Source organism: Pseudomonas sp. P65(2024) (genome assembly GCF_057480955.1).
This window is the reverse complement of the sequence record NZ_JBLIYX010000012.1, coordinates 16,339-32,156: the sequence shown is the minus strand read 5'-3', so window position 1 is coordinate 32,156 and position 15,818 is coordinate 16,339. Positions and strand designations below refer to the sequence as shown.

The window sequence follows — 15,818 nt, the reverse complement described above, 5'->3', positions numbered from 1 at the left end:
GCATGAGTGTCAAAAAAAGTGCGGCAGCCGGAGAGAGAAGTCCATGACCCAAGGTGTTGAATTCAATCGTCTGATGTTGGACATGCGCGCCATGCAGGCCGAAGCCATGTCCCAGCCCAAGGTTGCCGCCGCGCCTGAGCTGGCGCCCGGCCAGAGCAGCTTCGCCGACATGCTCGGCCAGGCCATTGGCAAGGTGCATGAAACGCAACAGGCTTCCTCCCAGCTGGCTAACGCCTTCGAGATCGGCAAGAGCGGTGTCGACCTGACCGATGTGATGATCGCCTCGCAGAAGGCTTCGGTGTCGTTCCAGGCCCTGACCCAGGTACGCAATAAACTGGTACAGGCGTACCAGGACATCATGCAGATGCCGGTATAAGGGCGAGAGTGAGTCATGGCCGAAGCAGTCGTCGATAACGCCCCCGCCAAGAGTGGCCCGCCAGCAGCCAAGCCGCCGCTGTTCGGCATGGCATTTCTGGAAAACATCTCGCAGATGCCCATGCTGCGTCAGGTCGGCCTGCTGGTCGGGCTGGCCGCCAGCGTGGCCATCGGCTTCGCCGTGGTGCTCTGGTCGCAGCAGCCGGACTACCGGCCGCTGTACGGCAGCTTGGCGGGCATGGACACCAAGCAGGTGGTGGACGCGCTGGCTTCAGCCGATATTCCCTATAAGGTTGAGCCGAACTCCGGCGCCCTGCTGGTCAAGGCCGACGACCTCTCCCGTGCGCGCCTGAAACTGGCCGCCGCCGGTGTGGCGCCAAGCGACGGTAATGTTGGCTTCGAGCTGCTCGACAAGGAGCAGGGCCTGGGCACCAGCCAGTTCATGGAAGCCACCCGCTACCGCCGCGGCCTTGAAGGCGAGCTGGCGCGCACCGTGTCGAGCCTGAACAACGTCAAGGCCGCCCGCGTGCACCTGGCGATCCCGAAAAGCTCGGTGTTCGTGCGTGACGAGCGCAAGCCCAGCGCCTCGGTGCTGGTCGAGCTGTACCCGGGCCGCAGCCTGGAAGCCGGCCAGGTCATGGCCATCGTCAACCTCGTGGCCACCAGCGTTCCGGAGCTGGACAAGTCCCAGGTGACCGTGGTCGACCAGAAGGGCAATCTGCTTTCCGATCAGTTGCAGGACACCGCCCTGACCATGGCGGGCAAGCAGTTCGACTACAGCCGCCGCATGGAAGGCATGCTCACCCAGCGCGTGCACAATATCCTGCAGCCGGTGCTGGGCAACGACCGCTACAAGGCCGAAGTGTCGACCGACGTCGACTTTAGCGCCGTCGAGTCTACCTCCGAGCAGTTCAACCCTGACCAGCCTGCGCTGCGCAGCGAGCAGTCGGTCAACGAACAGCGTGCCAGCAGCCAGGGGCCGCAAGGTGTGCCGGGGGCCCTGAGCAACCAGCCGCCGGCCGGCGCCTCCGCGCCCGAAAACGCCAAGGCCGCCGCCACGCCGGCCGGTGCCATCCAGCCCGGCCAGCCGCTGGTGGACGCCAACGGCCAGCAGATCATGGACCCGGCCACCGGCCAGCCGATGCTCGCGCCGTACCCGAGCGACAAGCGTCAGCAGAGTACCAAGAACTTCGAGCTCGACCGCTCCATCAGCCACACCCGTCAGCAGCAAGGTCGCCTGACCCGTCTGTCGGTGGCCGTGGTGGTGGATGACCAGGTCAAGCTCGACGCCGCCACTGGCGAAGCCACCCGCACCCCGTGGGGCGCAGAGGACCTGGCGCGCTTCACCCGCCTGGTGCAGGACGCGGTGGGCTTCGATGCCAGCCGTGGCGACAGCGTCACCGTGATCAACGTGCCGTTCGCCGCCGACCGTGGCGACGAACTGGTCGACATTCCGTTCTACTCGCAGCCGTGGTTCTGGGACATCGTCAAGCAGGTGCTGGGCGTGCTGTTCATCCTGGTGCTGGTGTTCGGCGTGCTGCGTCCGGTGCTCAACAACATCACAGGTGGCGGCAAGCAGGCTGCCACGGACAGCGACATGGAGCTGGGCGGCATGATCGGTCTGGATGGCGAACTGGCCAACGACCGCGTCAGCCTGGGTGGCCCGACAAGTATTCTGTTGCCGAGCCCGAGCGAGGGTTACGAGGCACAGCTCAACGCAATCAAGGGCCTGGTGGCCGAAGACCCGGGCCGCGTGGCCCAGGTCGTGAAAGAGTGGATCAACGCCGATGAGTGACAATCGAGCCATTACCGCCAAGCTGAGCCGCGTCGACAAGGCGGCCATCCTCCTGCTCTCGCTCGGCGAGACCGATGCCGCGCAGGTCCTGCGCCACATGGGCCCCAAGGAAGTGCAGCGGGTCGGTGTGGCCATGGCGCAGATGGGCAACGTCCATCGCGAGCAGGTCGAGCAGGTGATGAGCGAGTTCGTCGAGATCGTCGGCGACCAGACCAGCCTGGGCGTCGGTTCCGACGGCTACATCCGCAAGATGCTCAACCAGGCCCTCGGCGAGGACAAGGCCAACGGCCTGATCGACCGTATCCTGCTCGGTGGCAACACCAGCGGCCTGGACAGCCTCAAGTGGATGGAGCCGCGCGCCGTGGCCGACGTCATCCGCTACGAGCACCCGCAGATCCAGGCCATCGTGGTCGCTTACCTCGACCCCGACCAGGCCGGTGAAGTGCTGAGCAACTTCGACCACAAGGTGCGCCTGGACATCGTCCTGCGCGTATCGTCGCTCAACACCGTGCAGCCAGCGGCGCTCAAGGAACTCAACCAGATCCTCGAGAAGCAGTTCTCCGGCAACTCCAATGCCGCGCGCACCACACTGGGCGGCATCAAGCGCGCCGCCGACATCATGAACTTCCTCGACAGCTCCGTGGAAGGCGCGCTCATGGACGCGATCCGCGAGATCGACAGCGACCTGTCGGAGCAGATCGAAGACCTGATGTTCGTCTTCAACAACTTGGCCGACGTCGACGACCGTGGCATCCAGGCGCTGCTGCGCGAGGTGTCCTCCGATGTGCTGGTGGTGTCGCTCAAGGGTGCCGACGAGCGGGTCAAGGACAAGATCTTCAAGAACATGTCCAAGCGTGCCTCGGAGCTGCTGCGCGACGACCTGGAGGCCAAGGGGCCGGTGCGGGTCAGCGACGTGGAGACGGCGCAGAAGGAAATCCTCACCATCGCCCGCCGTATGGCCGAAGCCGGCGAGATCGTGCTGGGCGGCAAGGGCGCCGAGGAAATGATCTGATCGGTGGGGCGCGCGCGTTCTACTGTAGGATCGACCTTGTGTCGCGAAAGGGCAGCAAGGCTGCCCCGACAGCTTGCGGTGACATCGAGATCGTGGGGCTGCTTTGCAGCCCTTTCGCGACACAAGGCCGCTCCTACAGGGGCGCATTGGTTGCAGATGGCTTTTGAGTACCTGAAAACATGTCCACCACCGAACACCCCAGCGACCTGATCCGTGCCCGCGACCTCGAGGGTGTGGACGTGTGGGCGCTGCCCAGCTTCGATCCCGAGCCTGAGCCGGAACCCGAGCCTGAGCCGGAAGTCATCGAGGAGGAAGTCGAAGAAGTGCCGCTGGAGGAAGTCCAGCCACTGACCCTCGAGGAACTCGAGGCCATCCGTCAGGAGGCCTACAACGAAGGCTTCGCCACCGGCGAGCGCGAAGGCTTCCACAGCACTCAACTGAAGGTTCGACAGGAAGCCGAAGTGGCCCTGGCGGCCAAGCTGGCCAGCCTGGAACAAATCATGAGCCACCTGCTCGAGCCCATTGCCGAGCAGGATACGCAGATCGAGAAAGCCCTGGTGCAGCTGGTCGCCGGCATGACCCGCCAGGTCATTGGTCGTGAGCTGCGCAGCGACTCGAGCCAGATCACCCACGTGCTTCGTGAGGCGTTGAAGCTGCTGCCGATGGGCGCCGACAACATCCGTATCCACCTCAACCCGCAGGACTTCGAGCTGGCAAAGGCCTTGCGCGAGCGTCACGAGGAGAGCTGGAAGCTGCTCGAGGACGAGTCGCTGTTGCCGGGGGGCTGTCGGATCGAGACCGCTCACAGCCGGATCGACGCGACCATGGAAACCCGTATCGAGAAGGCTGTGGCGCAACTGTTCGACCAGTCCCACGACCAGGCCCTGCATCCTGCTTCGCCGGATATTTCCGTCGAACTGGACGTGCCGGCGGGTGAAACCGATGCGCCTTGACCGTACCAGCTTCGGCAAGCGCCTGGAGGGCTACGCCGATGCGGTGAAGCTGCCCGACCAGCCGATCGTCGAAGGGCGCCTGCTGCGCATGGTCGGCCTCACCCTCGAGGCCGAGGGCCTACGCGCGGCGGTGGGCAGCCGTTGCCTGGTGATCAATGACGACAGCTACCACCCGGTGCAGGTCGAGGCCGAAGTCATGGGCTTTGCCGGCAGCAAGGTGTTCCTGATGCCGGTCGGCAGCATCGTTGGCCTGGCCCCGGGTGCCCGCGTGGTGCCGCTGGACGACAGTGGTCGCCTGCCGATGGGCATGAGCATGCTCGGTCGGGTGCTCGACGGCGCCGGTCGCGCGCTGGACGGCAAGGGCGGGATGAAGGCCGAGGACTGGGTGCCGATGGACGGCCCTATCATCAACCCGCTCAACCGTGATCCGATCAGCCAGCCGCTGGATGTCGGTATCCGCAGCATCAACGGCTTGCTCACGGTCGGTCGTGGCCAGCGCCTGGGTCTGTTCGCCGGTACCGGCGTCGGTAAGTCGGTATTGCTGGGCATGATGACCCGCTTCACCGAGGCCGAAATCATCGTGGTCGGCCTGATCGGTGAGCGGGGCCGCGAAGTGAAGGAGTTCATCGAGCACATCCTCGGCGAGGAAGGGCTCAAGCGCTCGGTGGTGGTGGCCTCGCCAGCGGACGACGCGCCGTTGATGCGTCTGCGTGCGGCGATGTACTGCACGCGCATTGCCGAGTATTTCCGCGACAAGGGTAAGAATGTCCTGCTGCTGATGGATTCGCTGACCCGTTTCGCCCAGGCCCAGCGTGAGATCGCCCTGGCCATCGGCGAGCCGCCCGCCACCCGGGGTTATCCGCCTTCGGTGTTCGCCAAGCTGCCCAAGCTGGTGGAGCGGGCCGGTAATGGCGAGCCGGGCGGTGGCTCGATCACCGCGTTCTACACCGTACTGTCCGAGGGTGATGACCAGCAGGACCCGATCGCCGACTCGGCGCGGGGCGTGCTAGACGGTCACTTCGTGCTGTCCCGGCGCTTGGCCGAGGAAGGGCACTACCCGGCCATCGACATCGAGGCCTCGATCAGCCGGGTCATGCCCCAGGTGGTCGATCCCGATCACCTGCGTCAGGCGCAGAAATTCAAGCAGCTGTGGTCGCGCCTGTCGCAGAGCCGCGACCTGATCAGTGTCGGCGCCTATGTGGCCGGTGGTGATCCGGAAACCGACCTGGCCATCGCCCTGCAACCCAAACTGGTGGATTTCCTGCGCCAACGTCTGGATGAGAATGTCGGCATGGCGCAGAGCCGTGAAGAACTGGCCGCGGTGTTCGCGCCGCCAGCGGGCTGATAGATCATGGCCCAGCCCAGCCGAGCGGCACGCCTGGTGCCGGTGGTGGAAATGGCCGAAGAGGCCGAGCGCAAGGCCGCCCAGCGCCTGGGGCATTTCCAGAAGCTGCTCAGCGATGCCCAGGCCAAGCAGGCCGAGCTCGAGAGTTTTCGCGAGGCCTATCAGCAGCAATGGATCAATCGCGGCAGCCAGGGTGTCGACGGCAACTGGCTGGTCAACTACCAGCGTTTCCTCGGGCAGCTGGAAACGGCAATGACCCAGCAGCGCCAGAGCATGGCCTGGCACCAGAACAACCTGAACAACGCCCGCAACACCTGGCAGCAGGCTTATGCCCGCGTCGAAGGGCTGCGCAAGCTGGTCCAGCGTTATCTGGACGAAGCGCGCCGTGCCGAGGACAAGCGCGAGCAGAAGCTGCTCGACGAGCTGTCCCAACGCCTGCCACGCCAGGGTCACCCCTGATCGACCTGACTGGCGCTCGTCGCCAGCGCCTGCTAAACCTTCAGAAGCCGCATTCGCCATCATCGAAGGAATCGCTCGCATGGCAGTCGAAACTGATTTTTCACAGGACGGGAAAAAGCTGACGATCAAGGTCAAGGGGCGTTTTGATTTCGGCAAGCATCAGGAATTCAGGAATGCCTACGAGCATCAGCGTCCGCGCCCGGATTCCGTGGTGGTCGATTTGAAGGAAGCCACGTATCTCGACAGCTCGGCGCTGGGCATGTTGCTGTTGCTGCGCGACCATGTCGGCGGCGAGGACTCGGATATCCGTGTGGTCCATGCCAGCCCTGATGTGCGCAAGATCCTGGCGATCTCCAACTTCGAAAAGCTGTTCGACATCAGTTGAGCCTGGCCATGGCCGCCGATCAGCCGTTGACCGTGCTGGTGGCCGAGGACGGCGCCGCGGACAGGTTGTTGCTGGCGCAGATCGTCCGCCGCCAGGGGCACGTGGTGGTCACCGCCGAGAATGGCGAGCAGGCGGTGGCGCTGTTCGCCGAGCGACGACCGCAGCTGGTGCTGCTCGATGCGCTGATGCCGGTGATGGATGGTTTCGAGGCGGCGCGGCGGATCAAGGCGCTGGCGGGCGAGGCGTTGGTGCCGATCATCTTCCTGACCTCGCTCAATGAAGAGCAGGGGCTGGTGCGTTGCCTGGAGGCCGGTGGCGACGACTTCATGGCCAAGCCCTACAGTGCCGTCATCCTGGCGGCGAAGATCCGCGCCATGGACCGTTTGCGTCGCCTGCAGGCAACGGTGCTGGAGCAGCGCGACCAGATCGCCCGCCATCACCATCACCTGCTCAACGAACAGCGGGTGGCCAAGGCGGTGTTCGACAAGGTCGCCCACTCCGGCTGCCTGAGTGCTGCGAATATCCGTTACCTGCAGTCGCCCTATGCGTTGTTCAACGGCGACCTGTTGCTGGCGGCGTATACGCCTTCGGGCGACATGCATGTGCTACTGGGTGACTTCACCGGTCATGGCTTGCCGGCCGCGGTCGGCGCCATGCCATTGGCGGAAGTGTTCTATGGCATGACTGCCAAGGGCTATGGCCTGGTCGAAACCCTGCGGGAGATGAACGCCAAGCTCAAGCGCATCCTGCCCGTGGATATGTTCTGTTGCGCGCTGTTGCTCAACCTGAGTTACCAGCGAGGGACGGTGGAGCTCTGGAACGGTGGCATGCCGGATGGATATCGTTTGTCGTCGCAAGGCGAGGTGCTGGGTGTCCTCCCTTCGCGCCACTTGCCGCTGGGAATCCTTTCGCCCGAACAGTTCGACGATGCTACCGAGGTGATGCCGCTTGCGGTGGGAGAGCGGTTGTTCCTGCTGTCAGACGGCGTCGTTGATACGGCTGATGAGCAGGACTGCCTGTTTGGCGTGGAGCGCCTGCGCGAGGTGCTGGCGGCCAACCACGATCCGGCGGTGTTGTTCGACGAGCTTATGCAGGCGCTGGCGGGATTCGGTGGTCAGTCTCGTGACGATATCAGCCTGTGCGATATCCGCATGCTGGGCCCCGAGCCTGTCGCGCCGCAGGCGGTGGTGTACTCCGACAGTGGTCGTTCCAGCCCACTGGACTGGTCGATGCAGTTCGAGTTGCGGGGCGAGAGCCTGGGTCGCTTCAACCCGGTGCCATATCTGGTACAGCTGTTGCAGGAGATTCATGGGCTCAGGCCTAGCAGCGGCAAGTTGCACAGTGTGCTGAGCGAGCTGTATGCCAATGCGCTGGAGCATGGCGTGCTGGGGTTGGACTCGGCGCTCAAGTGCGACGCCGACGGCTTCGCCGAGTACTATCGCCAGCGCGCCGAGCGTCTGGGACGCGAGGTGCATGGCAGCGTCGGCATTGCCCTGCGGGTGGAACCTCAAGGTGCGGGCGGGCGTCTGACCATCGAGGTTCGCGACAGCGGCGCAGGCTTCGATGTGGCGCGCTTGCCGCTCGACAGGCCGTGTGGGCACGGGTTCAGTGGGCGCGGAGTGAGCCTGGTGCGGCGGCTGGCGGAAAATGCCCAGTGGCTGGAAGGTGGCCGTCTGGCGCGCGTGGAGTTTCAATGGTGAGCCGGTTTGCGCGGCTTGATCAGGGAGTGAACAAGTGGTGGACATGCATATCGATCAGAGGGTGCTGAGTGACTTGCGGGAGGTCATGGAAGATGGCTACCTGCAGTTGCTGGAAACCTTCCTCGAAGACTCCGAGCGACGCCTGAGCCAGCTGCACGAGGCCAAGGACGCCGAAGAGCTGGGCCTGGCCGCGCACAGCTTCAAGGGCAGCAGCAGCAACATGGGCGCCGTTGGACTGGCCGAGCTGTGCCGGGAGTTGGAGGAGCGGGTCCGCCAGCAACCTTTGTACGGTATTGAAGACCTGATCAACCGCATCGACCAGGAGTACGTGGAGGTCCAGCGTTTCTACCGTGCCGAGCGGCAGCGGATCGCCGCCGAGTAAAAATTGGCGCGAGTTTTGCTTTTCTTCGCACAGACGCATTTTACCAGTTCTGCAGCGGAGACCTCTCAATGCCTGTCGCATCCAATCCATTGTTGCAAGCCGGCCTCGTCAACAAGACGTCGCGCCCGGCTGCCAGTGTGGCGGACAAGCCGCTGCAAGCCCCGGCCAGCCAAGGCGATGGCTTCGACCAGGTCATGGCCCGGCAGGGGCGCGACAGCGTTCCAGCGCGTGACGACAAGGTCGCCAAGGGGGCCGACCCGGCCAAATCCAAGGAGCAGGCCGCACCTGCCGCAGGCGGCAAGCCGGACGACGCCAGCAAGCCGGCGGTTGCCGATGACGGCAATAACTTGCCAGTCATCCCGGGCAGCAAGCCTGTTGCCGAGGCGGATGAAGCCACCGAAGGCGACACTACCTCGTCCCTTGATGCCAGCCTGGTGGCTGGCCAGGTCACCGACGCCCAGCCGGGCGCGCAGTTGATCCAGGCCCAGGCCGAAGCGGTCGCCCCGGTGCTGCAGGCGGCGCAGGCGCCACAGCCTGTGTCGGCGGCGGCGGTCGTCGAGGAAGCGCCCAAGGATGCCGCGTTCGATCCGGAGGCGGACCCTCTGGCCAACATGCCGACCTTGCGCCTGGCGCTGGAGCAGGACGCCCAGGCCAAGGGAACCACATCGGCCCATGCGGCCAGTAGCCGCTCCGACAGCAGCCAGGCGCCTGCCGATCCCGCCGCCACAGCCGTCAATACCTTGGCGAACGTGGTTGGCAAGGCCGAGCAGGAAGCGGGGAACGCCGAGCATGGCGACAAGGCATTCGCCGGGCTGATCGACGATGGCCTCAAGGATATCAAGGGCGCCAGCAGCGACACGCGGGTCGATGACTTCGCCGACCGCCTGGCCAGCCTGACGCAGGCGGCGACGCCCAAGACCGCCAATGCCGTACCGGTGACCCCGAACCCGCTGCAGCAGCCGCTGGCGATGAACCAGGGCGCCTGGGCCGAAGGCCTGGTGAACCGGGTCATGTACCTGTCGAGCCAGAACCTCAAGTCGGCGGACATCCAGCTTGAACCCGCTGAATTGGGGCGCCTGGACATCCGCGTCAATGTCGCGGCGGACCAGCCCACCCAGATTCACTTTGTCAGTGGGCATGCCGGCGTGCGCGATGCGCTGGACAGCCAGGTCTACCGGCTGCGCGAGCTGTTCGCCCAGCAGGGGCTGGCGCAGCCGGACGTCAGCGTGGCCGACCAGTCCCGCGGCCAGCAACAGCAGCAGGCGCAGCAGGGCGGCTCGAGCCTGTCCGGCGTGGCGGCGCGCCGCGCCGAGGCGGTTGGGGAGGGCGTCGATCCTGCCGAGGGCGCGCGTCCTGGCGAGCATCAAGTGGTGGTCGGCGACAGCATGGTCGACTATTACGCCTGATATTCGCCGGCCCTGCGCGGCCACCTTCGGGTGGCGCTTGTCTGGCGACAGGGCCGGTACCTTCCTTCTCGGTCAAATCTGGCATAACACTTGCTCAAGCCACGTCATCCTTCTTTGAAACCCCGATGGACGACGGATTATTGGCATGGCGAAGAGTGACGCAGTGAAAGACCCCGCCACTAAAGGCAAACTCAAGTTGATCCTGCTGCTGGTGCTGGCCCTGCTCCTGGCGGTCGGCCTGTCGGTGGGCGCCACGTGGTTCTTCATGCACAAGAGCGCGTCGGCGCCAGCGCCTGACGCTGCGCAGAGCAACGTAAAGCCGGCGGCGATCTACGAACCCCTGGCGCCGGCCTTCGTGGTCAACTTCAACCAGAACGGCCGCCAGCGCTACATGCAGGTGAGCATTACTATGCAGGGGCGCAACCAGGCCGACCTGGAGGCGCTGAAAGTGCACATGCCGGTGATCCGCAACAACCTGGTGATGATGTTCTCCGGCCAGGGCTTCGACACCCTCGCCAGCAGCCCGGTCGGGCAGGAGATGCTGCGTCAGAAGGCCACCGCGGTAGTGCAGGAAGTGGCGCAGAAGGAAGTCGGCAGGCCGGTCGTCGACCAGTTGCTGTTCACCAATTTCGTATTGCAGTAGGAGCACATAGATGGCCGTGCAGGACCTGCTGTCCCAGGATGAGATCGATGCCCTGTTGCATGGGGTGGACGATGGGCTGGTACAAACCGAGAGCGCTGGCGAGCCCGGCAGCATCAAGAGCTACGACCTGACCAGTCAGGACCGTATCGTGCGGGGTCGCATGCCGACCCTGGAAATGATCAACGAGCGTTTCGCCCGTTATACCCGCATCAGCATGTTCAACCTGCTGCGTCGCTCCGCCGACGTGGCAGTGGGCGGCGTGCAGGTGATGAAGTTCGGCGAGTACGTGCACTCGCTGTACGTGCCCACCAGCCTCAACCTGGTCAAGATCAAGCCGTTGCGTGGCACCGCGCTGTTCATCCTCGACGCCAAGCTGGTGTTCAAGCTGGTGGACAACTTCTTCGGTGGCGACGGCCGTCACGCCAAGATCGAGGGTCGTGAGTTCACGCCGACTGAGCTGCGCGTGGTGCGCATGGTCCTGGACCAGTGCTTCGTCGACCTCAAGGAAGCCTGGCAGGCGATCATGCCGGTCACCTTCGAGTACATCAACTCCGAGGTCAACCCGGCCATGGCCAACATCGTCGGCCCCAGCGAGGCGGTGGTGGTCTCGACCTTCCACATCGAGCTCGACGGCGGTGGCGGCGATCTGCACGTGACCATGCCGTACTCGATGATCGAGCCGGTGCGCGAAATGCTCGACGCCGGTTTCCAGTCCGATCTGGACGACCAGGACGAACGCTGGGTCAAGGCCCTGCGCGAAGACGTGCTGGACGTCAATGTGCCGGTGTCGGCCACGGTCGCCCGCCGCCAGTTGAAGCTGCGCGACATCCTGCACATGCAGCCGGGTGACGTGATTCCGGTGGAGCTACCGGAGCACCTGGTGCTGCGCGCCAACGGCGTGCCGTCGTTCAAGGCGCGGCTGGGCTCGCACAAGGGCACCCTGTCGCTGCAGATCATCGACCCGATCGAGCGCCGCTGACGGCGTGCCGATCGCTCCAACGTATTGAATGCCTGTCGAGGAAATCATGGCTAACGAAAACGAGATCAACTCTCCCGAGGAACAGGCCTTGGCCGACGAATGGGCTGCTGCCCTGGAAGAGACGGGTGATGCCGGGCAGGCCGACATCGATGCCTTGCTCGGTGGCGATGCCGGCCACCTTGGTGGCGATCGCCTGCCGATGGAGGAATTCGCCAGTTCGCCCAAGCCCAACGAGCACGTCAGCCTCGAAGGCCCGAACCTGGATGTGATCCTGGACATTCCGGTGAGCATCTCCATGGAGGTGGGCAGCACCGAGATCAGCATCCGCAACCTGCTGCAGCTCAACCAGGGTTCGGTGATAGAACTGGACCGCCTGGCGGGCGAGCCGCTGGACGTGCTGGTCAACGGCACCCTCATCGCCCATGGCGAAGTGGTCGTGGTCAACGAGAAGTTCGGCATCCGCCTGACCGACGTGATCAGCCCCAGCGAACGTATCAAGAAGCTGCGCTGAGTGAAGCGCATGGTGCGGGGCCTGATTGCCCTCGGTGCATTGCTGGTCAGTGAAGTGGTGATCGCCGCGGCCGAGCCCAACGCCTCGGCTGCCGCGCCGTTGCCCGGCGGTTTGGGCGCGCAGTTGGCGCAGATGGTCTTCGGTCTGCTGCTGGTGGTGGGGCTTATCTTCTTCCTGGCCTGGTTGCTGCGCCGCATGCAGGGCAATGCTCAGCGTGGCGCGCAGGTGATCGAGATCGTTGGCAGCCGGGCCATCGGCCCGCGCGACCGGTTGCTGCTGGTGCAGGTGGGCAAGGAGCAGATCCTGATCGGTCACAGTCCCGGCAGCATCGAGGCCTTGCATGTGCTGGCCGAGCCCGTGGAGGTGCCCGCTACGGCGCGCCAGGCCGCGCCGGAATTCGCCCAACGGCTGCTCGAGCTGATGGGCAAGGATCAGAAGGACAAGACGTGATGAGCGGCGCGCTGCGCTTTTTGTTGACCCTGGCGCTGCTGTTGGCAGCACCACTGGCCCTGGCCGCCGACCCGCTGTCGATCCCGGCCATCACCCTGTCCAGTGGGGCGGACGGGCAGCAGGAATATTCGGTCAGCCTGCAGATCCTGCTGATCATGACGGCGCTGAGTTTCATCCCGGCGTTCGTCATCCTGATGACCAGCTTCACCCGCATCATCATCGTCTTCTCCATCTTGCGCCAGGCCCTGGGCCTGCAGCAGACGCCATCGAACCAGGTGCTCACCGGCATGGCGCTGTTCCTGACCATGTTCATCATGGCGCCGGTGTTCGACCGGGTGAACAAGGACGCCCTGCAGCCCTACCTGGCCGAGCAGATGACCGCCCAGCAGGCCATCGACAAGGCCCAGGGGCCGTTGAAGGACTTCATGCTGGCGCAGACCCGACAGAGCGACCTCGACCTGTTCATGCGCCTGTCCAAGCGCACCGACATTGCCGGGCCCGACCAGGTGCCGCTGACGATCCTGGTGCCGGCGTTCGTCACCTCCGAGCTCAAGACCGCGTTCCAGATCGGTTTCATGATCTTCATCCCGTTCCTGATCATCGACATGGTGGTCGCCAGCGTGCTGATGGCCATGGGTATGATGATGCTGTCGCCGCTGATCATTTCGTTGCCGTTCAAGATCATGCTGTTCGTGCTGGTCGATGGCTGGGCGCTGATCATGGGCACCCTGGCCGGCAGTTTCGGTGGCGTCTGACGCCGCCAAGGAGAGCCTTGCATGACACCTGAAGTCGCTGTCGACCTGTTCCGTGATGCGTTGTGGCTGACCACCCTGATGGTCGCCGTGCTGGTGGTGCCGAGCCTGCTGATCGGCCTGGTGGTGGCGATGTTCCAGGCCGCCACGCAGATCAACGAACAGACCCTGAGCTTCCTGCCGCGCCTTTTGGTGATGCTGATCACGCTGATCGTCGCCGGGCCCTGGTTGGTGCAGAAGTTCATGGAGTACTTCATCGGCCTGTACACCAGCATTCCGCAGCTGATCGGTTGAGGCCGCCATGCTGGAGCTGACCGATACGCAGATCGGCACCTGGGTCGCCACCTTCATCCTGCCGCTGTTCAGGGTGATGGCGGTGCTGATGACCATGCCGATCTTCGGCACCAAGATGCTGCCGGCGCGGGTGCGCCTGTATGCCGCCGTGGCGATCACCGTGGTCATCGTGCCGGGGTTGCCGCCATTGCCCGAGATCGATCCGTTGAGCGTGCGCGGCGTGCTGCTGTGCGCCGAGCAGGTCATCGTCGGGGCGTTGTTCGGCTTTTCCCTGCAGTTGCTGTTCCAGGCCTTCGTCATCGCCGGGCAGATCGTCGCCGTGCAGATGGGCATGGCGTTCGCCTCCATGGTCGATCCGGCCAACGGCGTCAACGTCGCGGTGATCAGCCAGTTCATGACCATGCTGGTGAGCGTGCTGTTCCTGCTGATGAACGGCCACCTGGTGGTGTTCGAGGTGCTGACCGAGAGTTTCACCACGTTGCCGGTGGGCAGTGCCCTGGTGGTCAACCATTTCTGGGAGATCGCCGGGCGCCTGAGCTGGGTGCTGGGTGCTGCGCTGCTGTTGATCCTGCCGGCGATCGCCGCGCTGCTGGTGGTCAACATCGCCTTCGGCGTGATGACCCGCGCCGCGCCGCAGTTGAACATCTTCTCCATCGGTTTCCCGCTGACCCTGGTATTGGGCATGGGGATTTTCTGGGTCGGCCTGGCCGATATCCTTCCACACTACCAGGCACTGGCCAGCGAAGCGCTGCAGTGGCTGCGTGAGCTGGCAAGGGCGCGCTGAGCATGGCAGAGAGCGAAAGCGGTCAGGACAAGACAGAAGAACCCACCGAGAAGCGCAAACGCGACTCGCGGGAGAAAGGTGAGGTCGCCCGCTCCAAGGAGCTGAACACGGTCGCGGTGACCCTGGCGGGCGCTGGTGGCTTGCTGGCGTTCGGCGGTTATCTGGCGGAGACGCTGATGACCCTTATGCGCATGAACTTCAGCCTGACGCGCGAAGTGATCGTCGACGAGCGCAGCATGGGCGCGTTCCTGCTGGCCTCGGGCAAGATGGCGATCTGGTCGGTGCAACCGATCCTGATTCTGCTGTTCGTGATTTCCTTCGTTGCGCCTATTGCCCTGGGCGGCTTCCTGTTCTCCGGGAGCCTGCTGCAGCCGAAGTTCAGCCGGATGAACCCATTGTCGGGGATCAAGCGCATGTTCTCGATGAACGCGCTGACCGAGCTGCTCAAGGCCATGGCGAAGTTCATCATGATCCTGCTGGTGGCGCTGCTGGTGCTGGCCAGTGACCGCGAGGCGCTGCTGGCCATCGCCAACGAGCCGCTGGAGCAGGCGATCATCCATGCGGTGCAGGTGGTGGGCTGGAGCGCCTTGTGGATGGCGGCGGGGTTGCTGCTGATTGCCGGGCTGGATGTGCCATACCAGCTGTTCCAGACGAACAAGAAGATGAAGATGACCAAGCAGGAGGTCAAGGACGAGTACAAGGACAGCGAAGGCAAGCCTGAGGTCAAGCAGCGTATCAGGCAGTTGCAGCGGGAGATGTCGCAGCGACGGATGATGGCGGCGGTGCCTGACGCGGATGTGATCATCACCAACCCGACCCATTACGCGGTGGCCCTGCAGTACAACCCGGACAAGGGTGGGACGGCGCCGTTGCTGGTTGCCAAGGGGACTGATTTCATTGCCTTGAAGATTCGTGAGATCGGGGTCGAGCATAACGTGCAGATACTCGAGTCGCCGGCCCTGGCGCGTGCGATCTACTACTCCACCGAGATGGAGCAGGAGATTCCGGCGGGGTTGTACCTGGCGGTGGCGCAGGTGTTGGCCTATGTGTTCCAGATTCGGCAGTATCGGGCCGGGAGGGGGAAGGCGCCGGAGCCGTTGAAGAAGGATTTGCCTATTCCTGAGGATCTGCGGCGGGACAGTTAAGTTTGGTTGGTTGTTTGGTTGTTTTGAAAGTTGTATGCGCATTTATTCGCGATGTTGGCGCATAGTCACCATCGCGAATAAATGCGCATATCGCTTTCAAAACACATGCTCTAAAATTCAAATTCAAATTCAAATTCAAATTCAAATTCAAATTCAAAGTCGGTCGGCGCTGGTTTTAATGGTTGTAAGTTCATTCGTTTGCGATGTCGACGCATAGTTACCTTTTCGCCTTTACGGCGAGTTCCTTTTTGAAGGATCAAAAAGGAACCAAAAAATCCTCGCTCCATTCATCCGGCCCTACGCTTCGCTCCGGGTTCCCTCACTCCGGCCTTGCTCCCGGGAGGACCGCGCTGCAGGGCCCATCCTGGGCCCCAGCGCTTGACGGGCATCCATGCCCGTCACTTCCCTGCGCAAGACCTCCGTTCGGCCTCCTGAAGTCGCGAAGTTA

Annotated in this window: 18 protein-coding genes; all 18 read left to right on the top strand. The window is 63.9% G+C overall.

Translation table 11 applies throughout. The features are described 5' to 3' along the window. Positions 1–43 precede the first annotated feature (43 nt). The 18 genes from fliE (at position 44) to flhB (ending at position 15,370) form a co-directional block, all read left to right on the top strand. Positions 44–376, top strand: a complete 333-nt coding sequence (gene fliE / locus AC25MA_RS16840) for a flagellar hook-basal body complex protein FliE (protein ID WP_028692789.1) — start codon at positions 44–46, stop codon at positions 374–376. A 15-nt stretch (positions 377–391) separates the two neighbouring features. Then, the gene (gene fliF, locus AC25MA_RS16835) at positions 392–2,170 is read left to right on the top strand and encodes a flagellar basal-body MS-ring/collar protein FliF (protein ID WP_028692790.1); all 1,779 of its coding nucleotides are present in this window, start codon (positions 392–394) and stop codon (positions 2,168–2,170) included. Then, complete coding sequence (fliG, locus tag AC25MA_RS16830) at positions 2,163–3,182, top strand: flagellar motor switch protein FliG (RefSeq protein ID WP_028692791.1); 1,020 nt, start codon at positions 2,163–2,165, stop codon at positions 3,180–3,182. Before fliF ends, fliG begins: the two co-directional genes overlap by 8 nt. A gap of 179 nt (positions 3,183–3,361) precedes the next feature. Continuing rightward, the gene (gene fliH / locus AC25MA_RS16825; RefSeq protein ID WP_062360699.1) at positions 3,362–4,135 is read left to right on the top strand and encodes a flagellar assembly protein FliH; all 774 of its coding nucleotides are present in this window, start codon (positions 3,362–3,364) and stop codon (positions 4,133–4,135) included. Next, positions 4,125–5,480, top strand: coding sequence for a flagellar protein export ATPase FliI (gene fliI, locus AC25MA_RS16820; protein ID WP_038706560.1), 1,356 nt, complete (start codon positions 4,125–4,127; stop codon positions 5,478–5,480). Before fliH ends, fliI begins: the two co-directional genes overlap by 11 nt. A gap of 6 nt (positions 5,481–5,486) precedes the next feature. Beyond that, positions 5,487–5,939, top strand: a complete 453-nt coding sequence (gene fliJ / locus AC25MA_RS16815; protein ID WP_028692794.1) for a flagellar export protein FliJ — start codon at positions 5,487–5,489, stop codon at positions 5,937–5,939. A 79-nt stretch (positions 5,940–6,018) separates the two neighbouring features. After that, on the top strand, positions 6,019–6,324 hold the full coding sequence (locus tag AC25MA_RS16810) for an STAS domain-containing protein (RefSeq protein ID WP_028692795.1): 306 nt from the start codon (positions 6,019–6,021) through the stop codon (positions 6,322–6,324). Between the two features lie 8 nt (positions 6,325–6,332). Further along, positions 6,333–8,024: an ATP-binding SpoIIE family protein phosphatase gene (locus tag AC25MA_RS16805; RefSeq protein ID WP_486972229.1), complete on the top strand. Its 1,692-nt coding sequence runs from the start codon at positions 6,333–6,335 to the stop codon at positions 8,022–8,024. Positions 8,025–8,067: 43 nt separating this feature from the next. Further along, complete coding sequence (locus AC25MA_RS16800) at positions 8,068–8,406, top strand: Hpt domain-containing protein (protein ID WP_189662233.1); 339 nt, start codon at positions 8,068–8,070, stop codon at positions 8,404–8,406. Between the two features lie 68 nt (positions 8,407–8,474). Then, positions 8,475–9,812 (top strand): flagellar hook-length control protein FliK, encoded by a 1,338-nt coding sequence (locus tag AC25MA_RS16795; protein ID WP_486972228.1) that lies wholly within the window; start codon positions 8,475–8,477, stop codon positions 9,810–9,812. Between the two features lie 145 nt (positions 9,813–9,957). Then, positions 9,958–10,455 (top strand): flagellar basal body-associated protein FliL, encoded by a 498-nt coding sequence (gene fliL, locus AC25MA_RS16790; protein WP_028692799.1) that lies wholly within the window; start codon positions 9,958–9,960, stop codon positions 10,453–10,455. 10 nt (positions 10,456–10,465) lie between these two features. Beyond that, positions 10,466–11,434, top strand: coding sequence for a flagellar motor switch protein FliM (gene fliM / locus AC25MA_RS16785; protein WP_028692800.1), 969 nt, complete (start codon positions 10,466–10,468; stop codon positions 11,432–11,434). Between the two features lie 46 nt (positions 11,435–11,480). After that, positions 11,481–11,945 (top strand): flagellar motor switch protein FliN, encoded by a 465-nt coding sequence (gene fliN, locus AC25MA_RS16780; protein ID WP_028692801.1) that lies wholly within the window; start codon positions 11,481–11,483, stop codon positions 11,943–11,945. Positions 11,946–11,954: 9 nt separating this feature from the next. After that, positions 11,955–12,395, top strand: a complete 441-nt coding sequence (gene fliO / locus AC25MA_RS16775; protein ID WP_088852884.1) for a flagellar biosynthetic protein FliO — start codon at positions 11,955–11,957, stop codon at positions 12,393–12,395. Then, complete coding sequence (gene fliP, locus AC25MA_RS16770; RefSeq protein WP_028692803.1) at positions 12,395–13,150, top strand: flagellar type III secretion system pore protein FliP; 756 nt, start codon at positions 12,395–12,397, stop codon at positions 13,148–13,150. Before fliO ends, fliP begins: the two co-directional genes overlap by 1 nt. A gap of 21 nt (positions 13,151–13,171) precedes the next feature. Beyond that, positions 13,172–13,441, top strand: a complete 270-nt coding sequence (gene fliQ / locus AC25MA_RS16765; RefSeq protein WP_023630488.1) for a flagellar biosynthesis protein FliQ — start codon at positions 13,172–13,174, stop codon at positions 13,439–13,441. A gap of 7 nt (positions 13,442–13,448) precedes the next feature. After that, positions 13,449–14,225, top strand: a complete 777-nt coding sequence (gene fliR / locus AC25MA_RS16760) for a flagellar biosynthetic protein FliR (protein ID WP_028692804.1) — start codon at positions 13,449–13,451, stop codon at positions 14,223–14,225. A 2-nt stretch (positions 14,226–14,227) separates the two neighbouring features. After that, positions 14,228–15,370, top strand: coding sequence for a flagellar biosynthesis protein FlhB (gene flhB / locus AC25MA_RS16755; protein ID WP_028692805.1), 1,143 nt, complete (start codon positions 14,228–14,230; stop codon positions 15,368–15,370). The last annotated feature ends 448 nt before the right edge of the window (positions 15,371–15,818 follow it).

Coding starts and splice junctions, on each gene's coding strand:
- fliM (WP_028692800.1), top strand. CDS start 10,466: ATGGCCGTGCAGGACCTGCTGTCCCAGGATGAGATCGATGCCCTGTTG.
- fliO (WP_088852884.1), top strand. CDS start 11,955: ATGGTGCGGGGCCTGATTGCCCTCGGTGCATTGCTGGTCAGTGAAGTG.
- fliH (WP_062360699.1), top strand. CDS start 3,362: ATGTCCACCACCGAACACCCCAGCGACCTGATCCGTGCCCGCGACCTC.
- fliE (WP_028692789.1), top strand. CDS start 44: ATGACCCAAGGTGTTGAATTCAATCGTCTGATGTTGGACATGCGCGCC.
- AC25MA_RS16810 (WP_028692795.1), top strand. CDS start 6,019: ATGGCAGTCGAAACTGATTTTTCACAGGACGGGAAAAAGCTGACGATC.
- fliF (WP_028692790.1), top strand. CDS start 392: ATGGCCGAAGCAGTCGTCGATAACGCCCCCGCCAAGAGTGGCCCGCCA.
- flhB (WP_028692805.1), top strand. CDS start 14,228: ATGGCAGAGAGCGAAAGCGGTCAGGACAAGACAGAAGAACCCACCGAG.
- fliR (WP_028692804.1), top strand. CDS start 13,449: ATGCTGGAGCTGACCGATACGCAGATCGGCACCTGGGTCGCCACCTTC.
- fliQ (WP_023630488.1), top strand. CDS start 13,172: ATGACACCTGAAGTCGCTGTCGACCTGTTCCGTGATGCGTTGTGGCTG.
- AC25MA_RS16805 (WP_486972229.1), top strand. CDS start 6,333: ATGGCCGCCGATCAGCCGTTGACCGTGCTGGTGGCCGAGGACGGCGCC.
- fliL (WP_028692799.1), top strand. CDS start 9,958: ATGGCGAAGAGTGACGCAGTGAAAGACCCCGCCACTAAAGGCAAACTC.
- fliP (WP_028692803.1), top strand. CDS start 12,395: ATGAGCGGCGCGCTGCGCTTTTTGTTGACCCTGGCGCTGCTGTTGGCA.
- fliN (WP_028692801.1), top strand. CDS start 11,481: ATGGCTAACGAAAACGAGATCAACTCTCCCGAGGAACAGGCCTTGGCC.
- AC25MA_RS16800 (WP_189662233.1), top strand. CDS start 8,068: ATGCATATCGATCAGAGGGTGCTGAGTGACTTGCGGGAGGTCATGGAA.
- fliJ (WP_028692794.1), top strand. CDS start 5,487: ATGGCCCAGCCCAGCCGAGCGGCACGCCTGGTGCCGGTGGTGGAAATG.
- fliG (WP_028692791.1), top strand. CDS start 2,163: ATGAGTGACAATCGAGCCATTACCGCCAAGCTGAGCCGCGTCGACAAG.
- fliI (WP_038706560.1), top strand. CDS start 4,125: ATGCGCCTTGACCGTACCAGCTTCGGCAAGCGCCTGGAGGGCTACGCC.
- AC25MA_RS16795 (WP_486972228.1), top strand. CDS start 8,475: ATGCCTGTCGCATCCAATCCATTGTTGCAAGCCGGCCTCGTCAACAAG.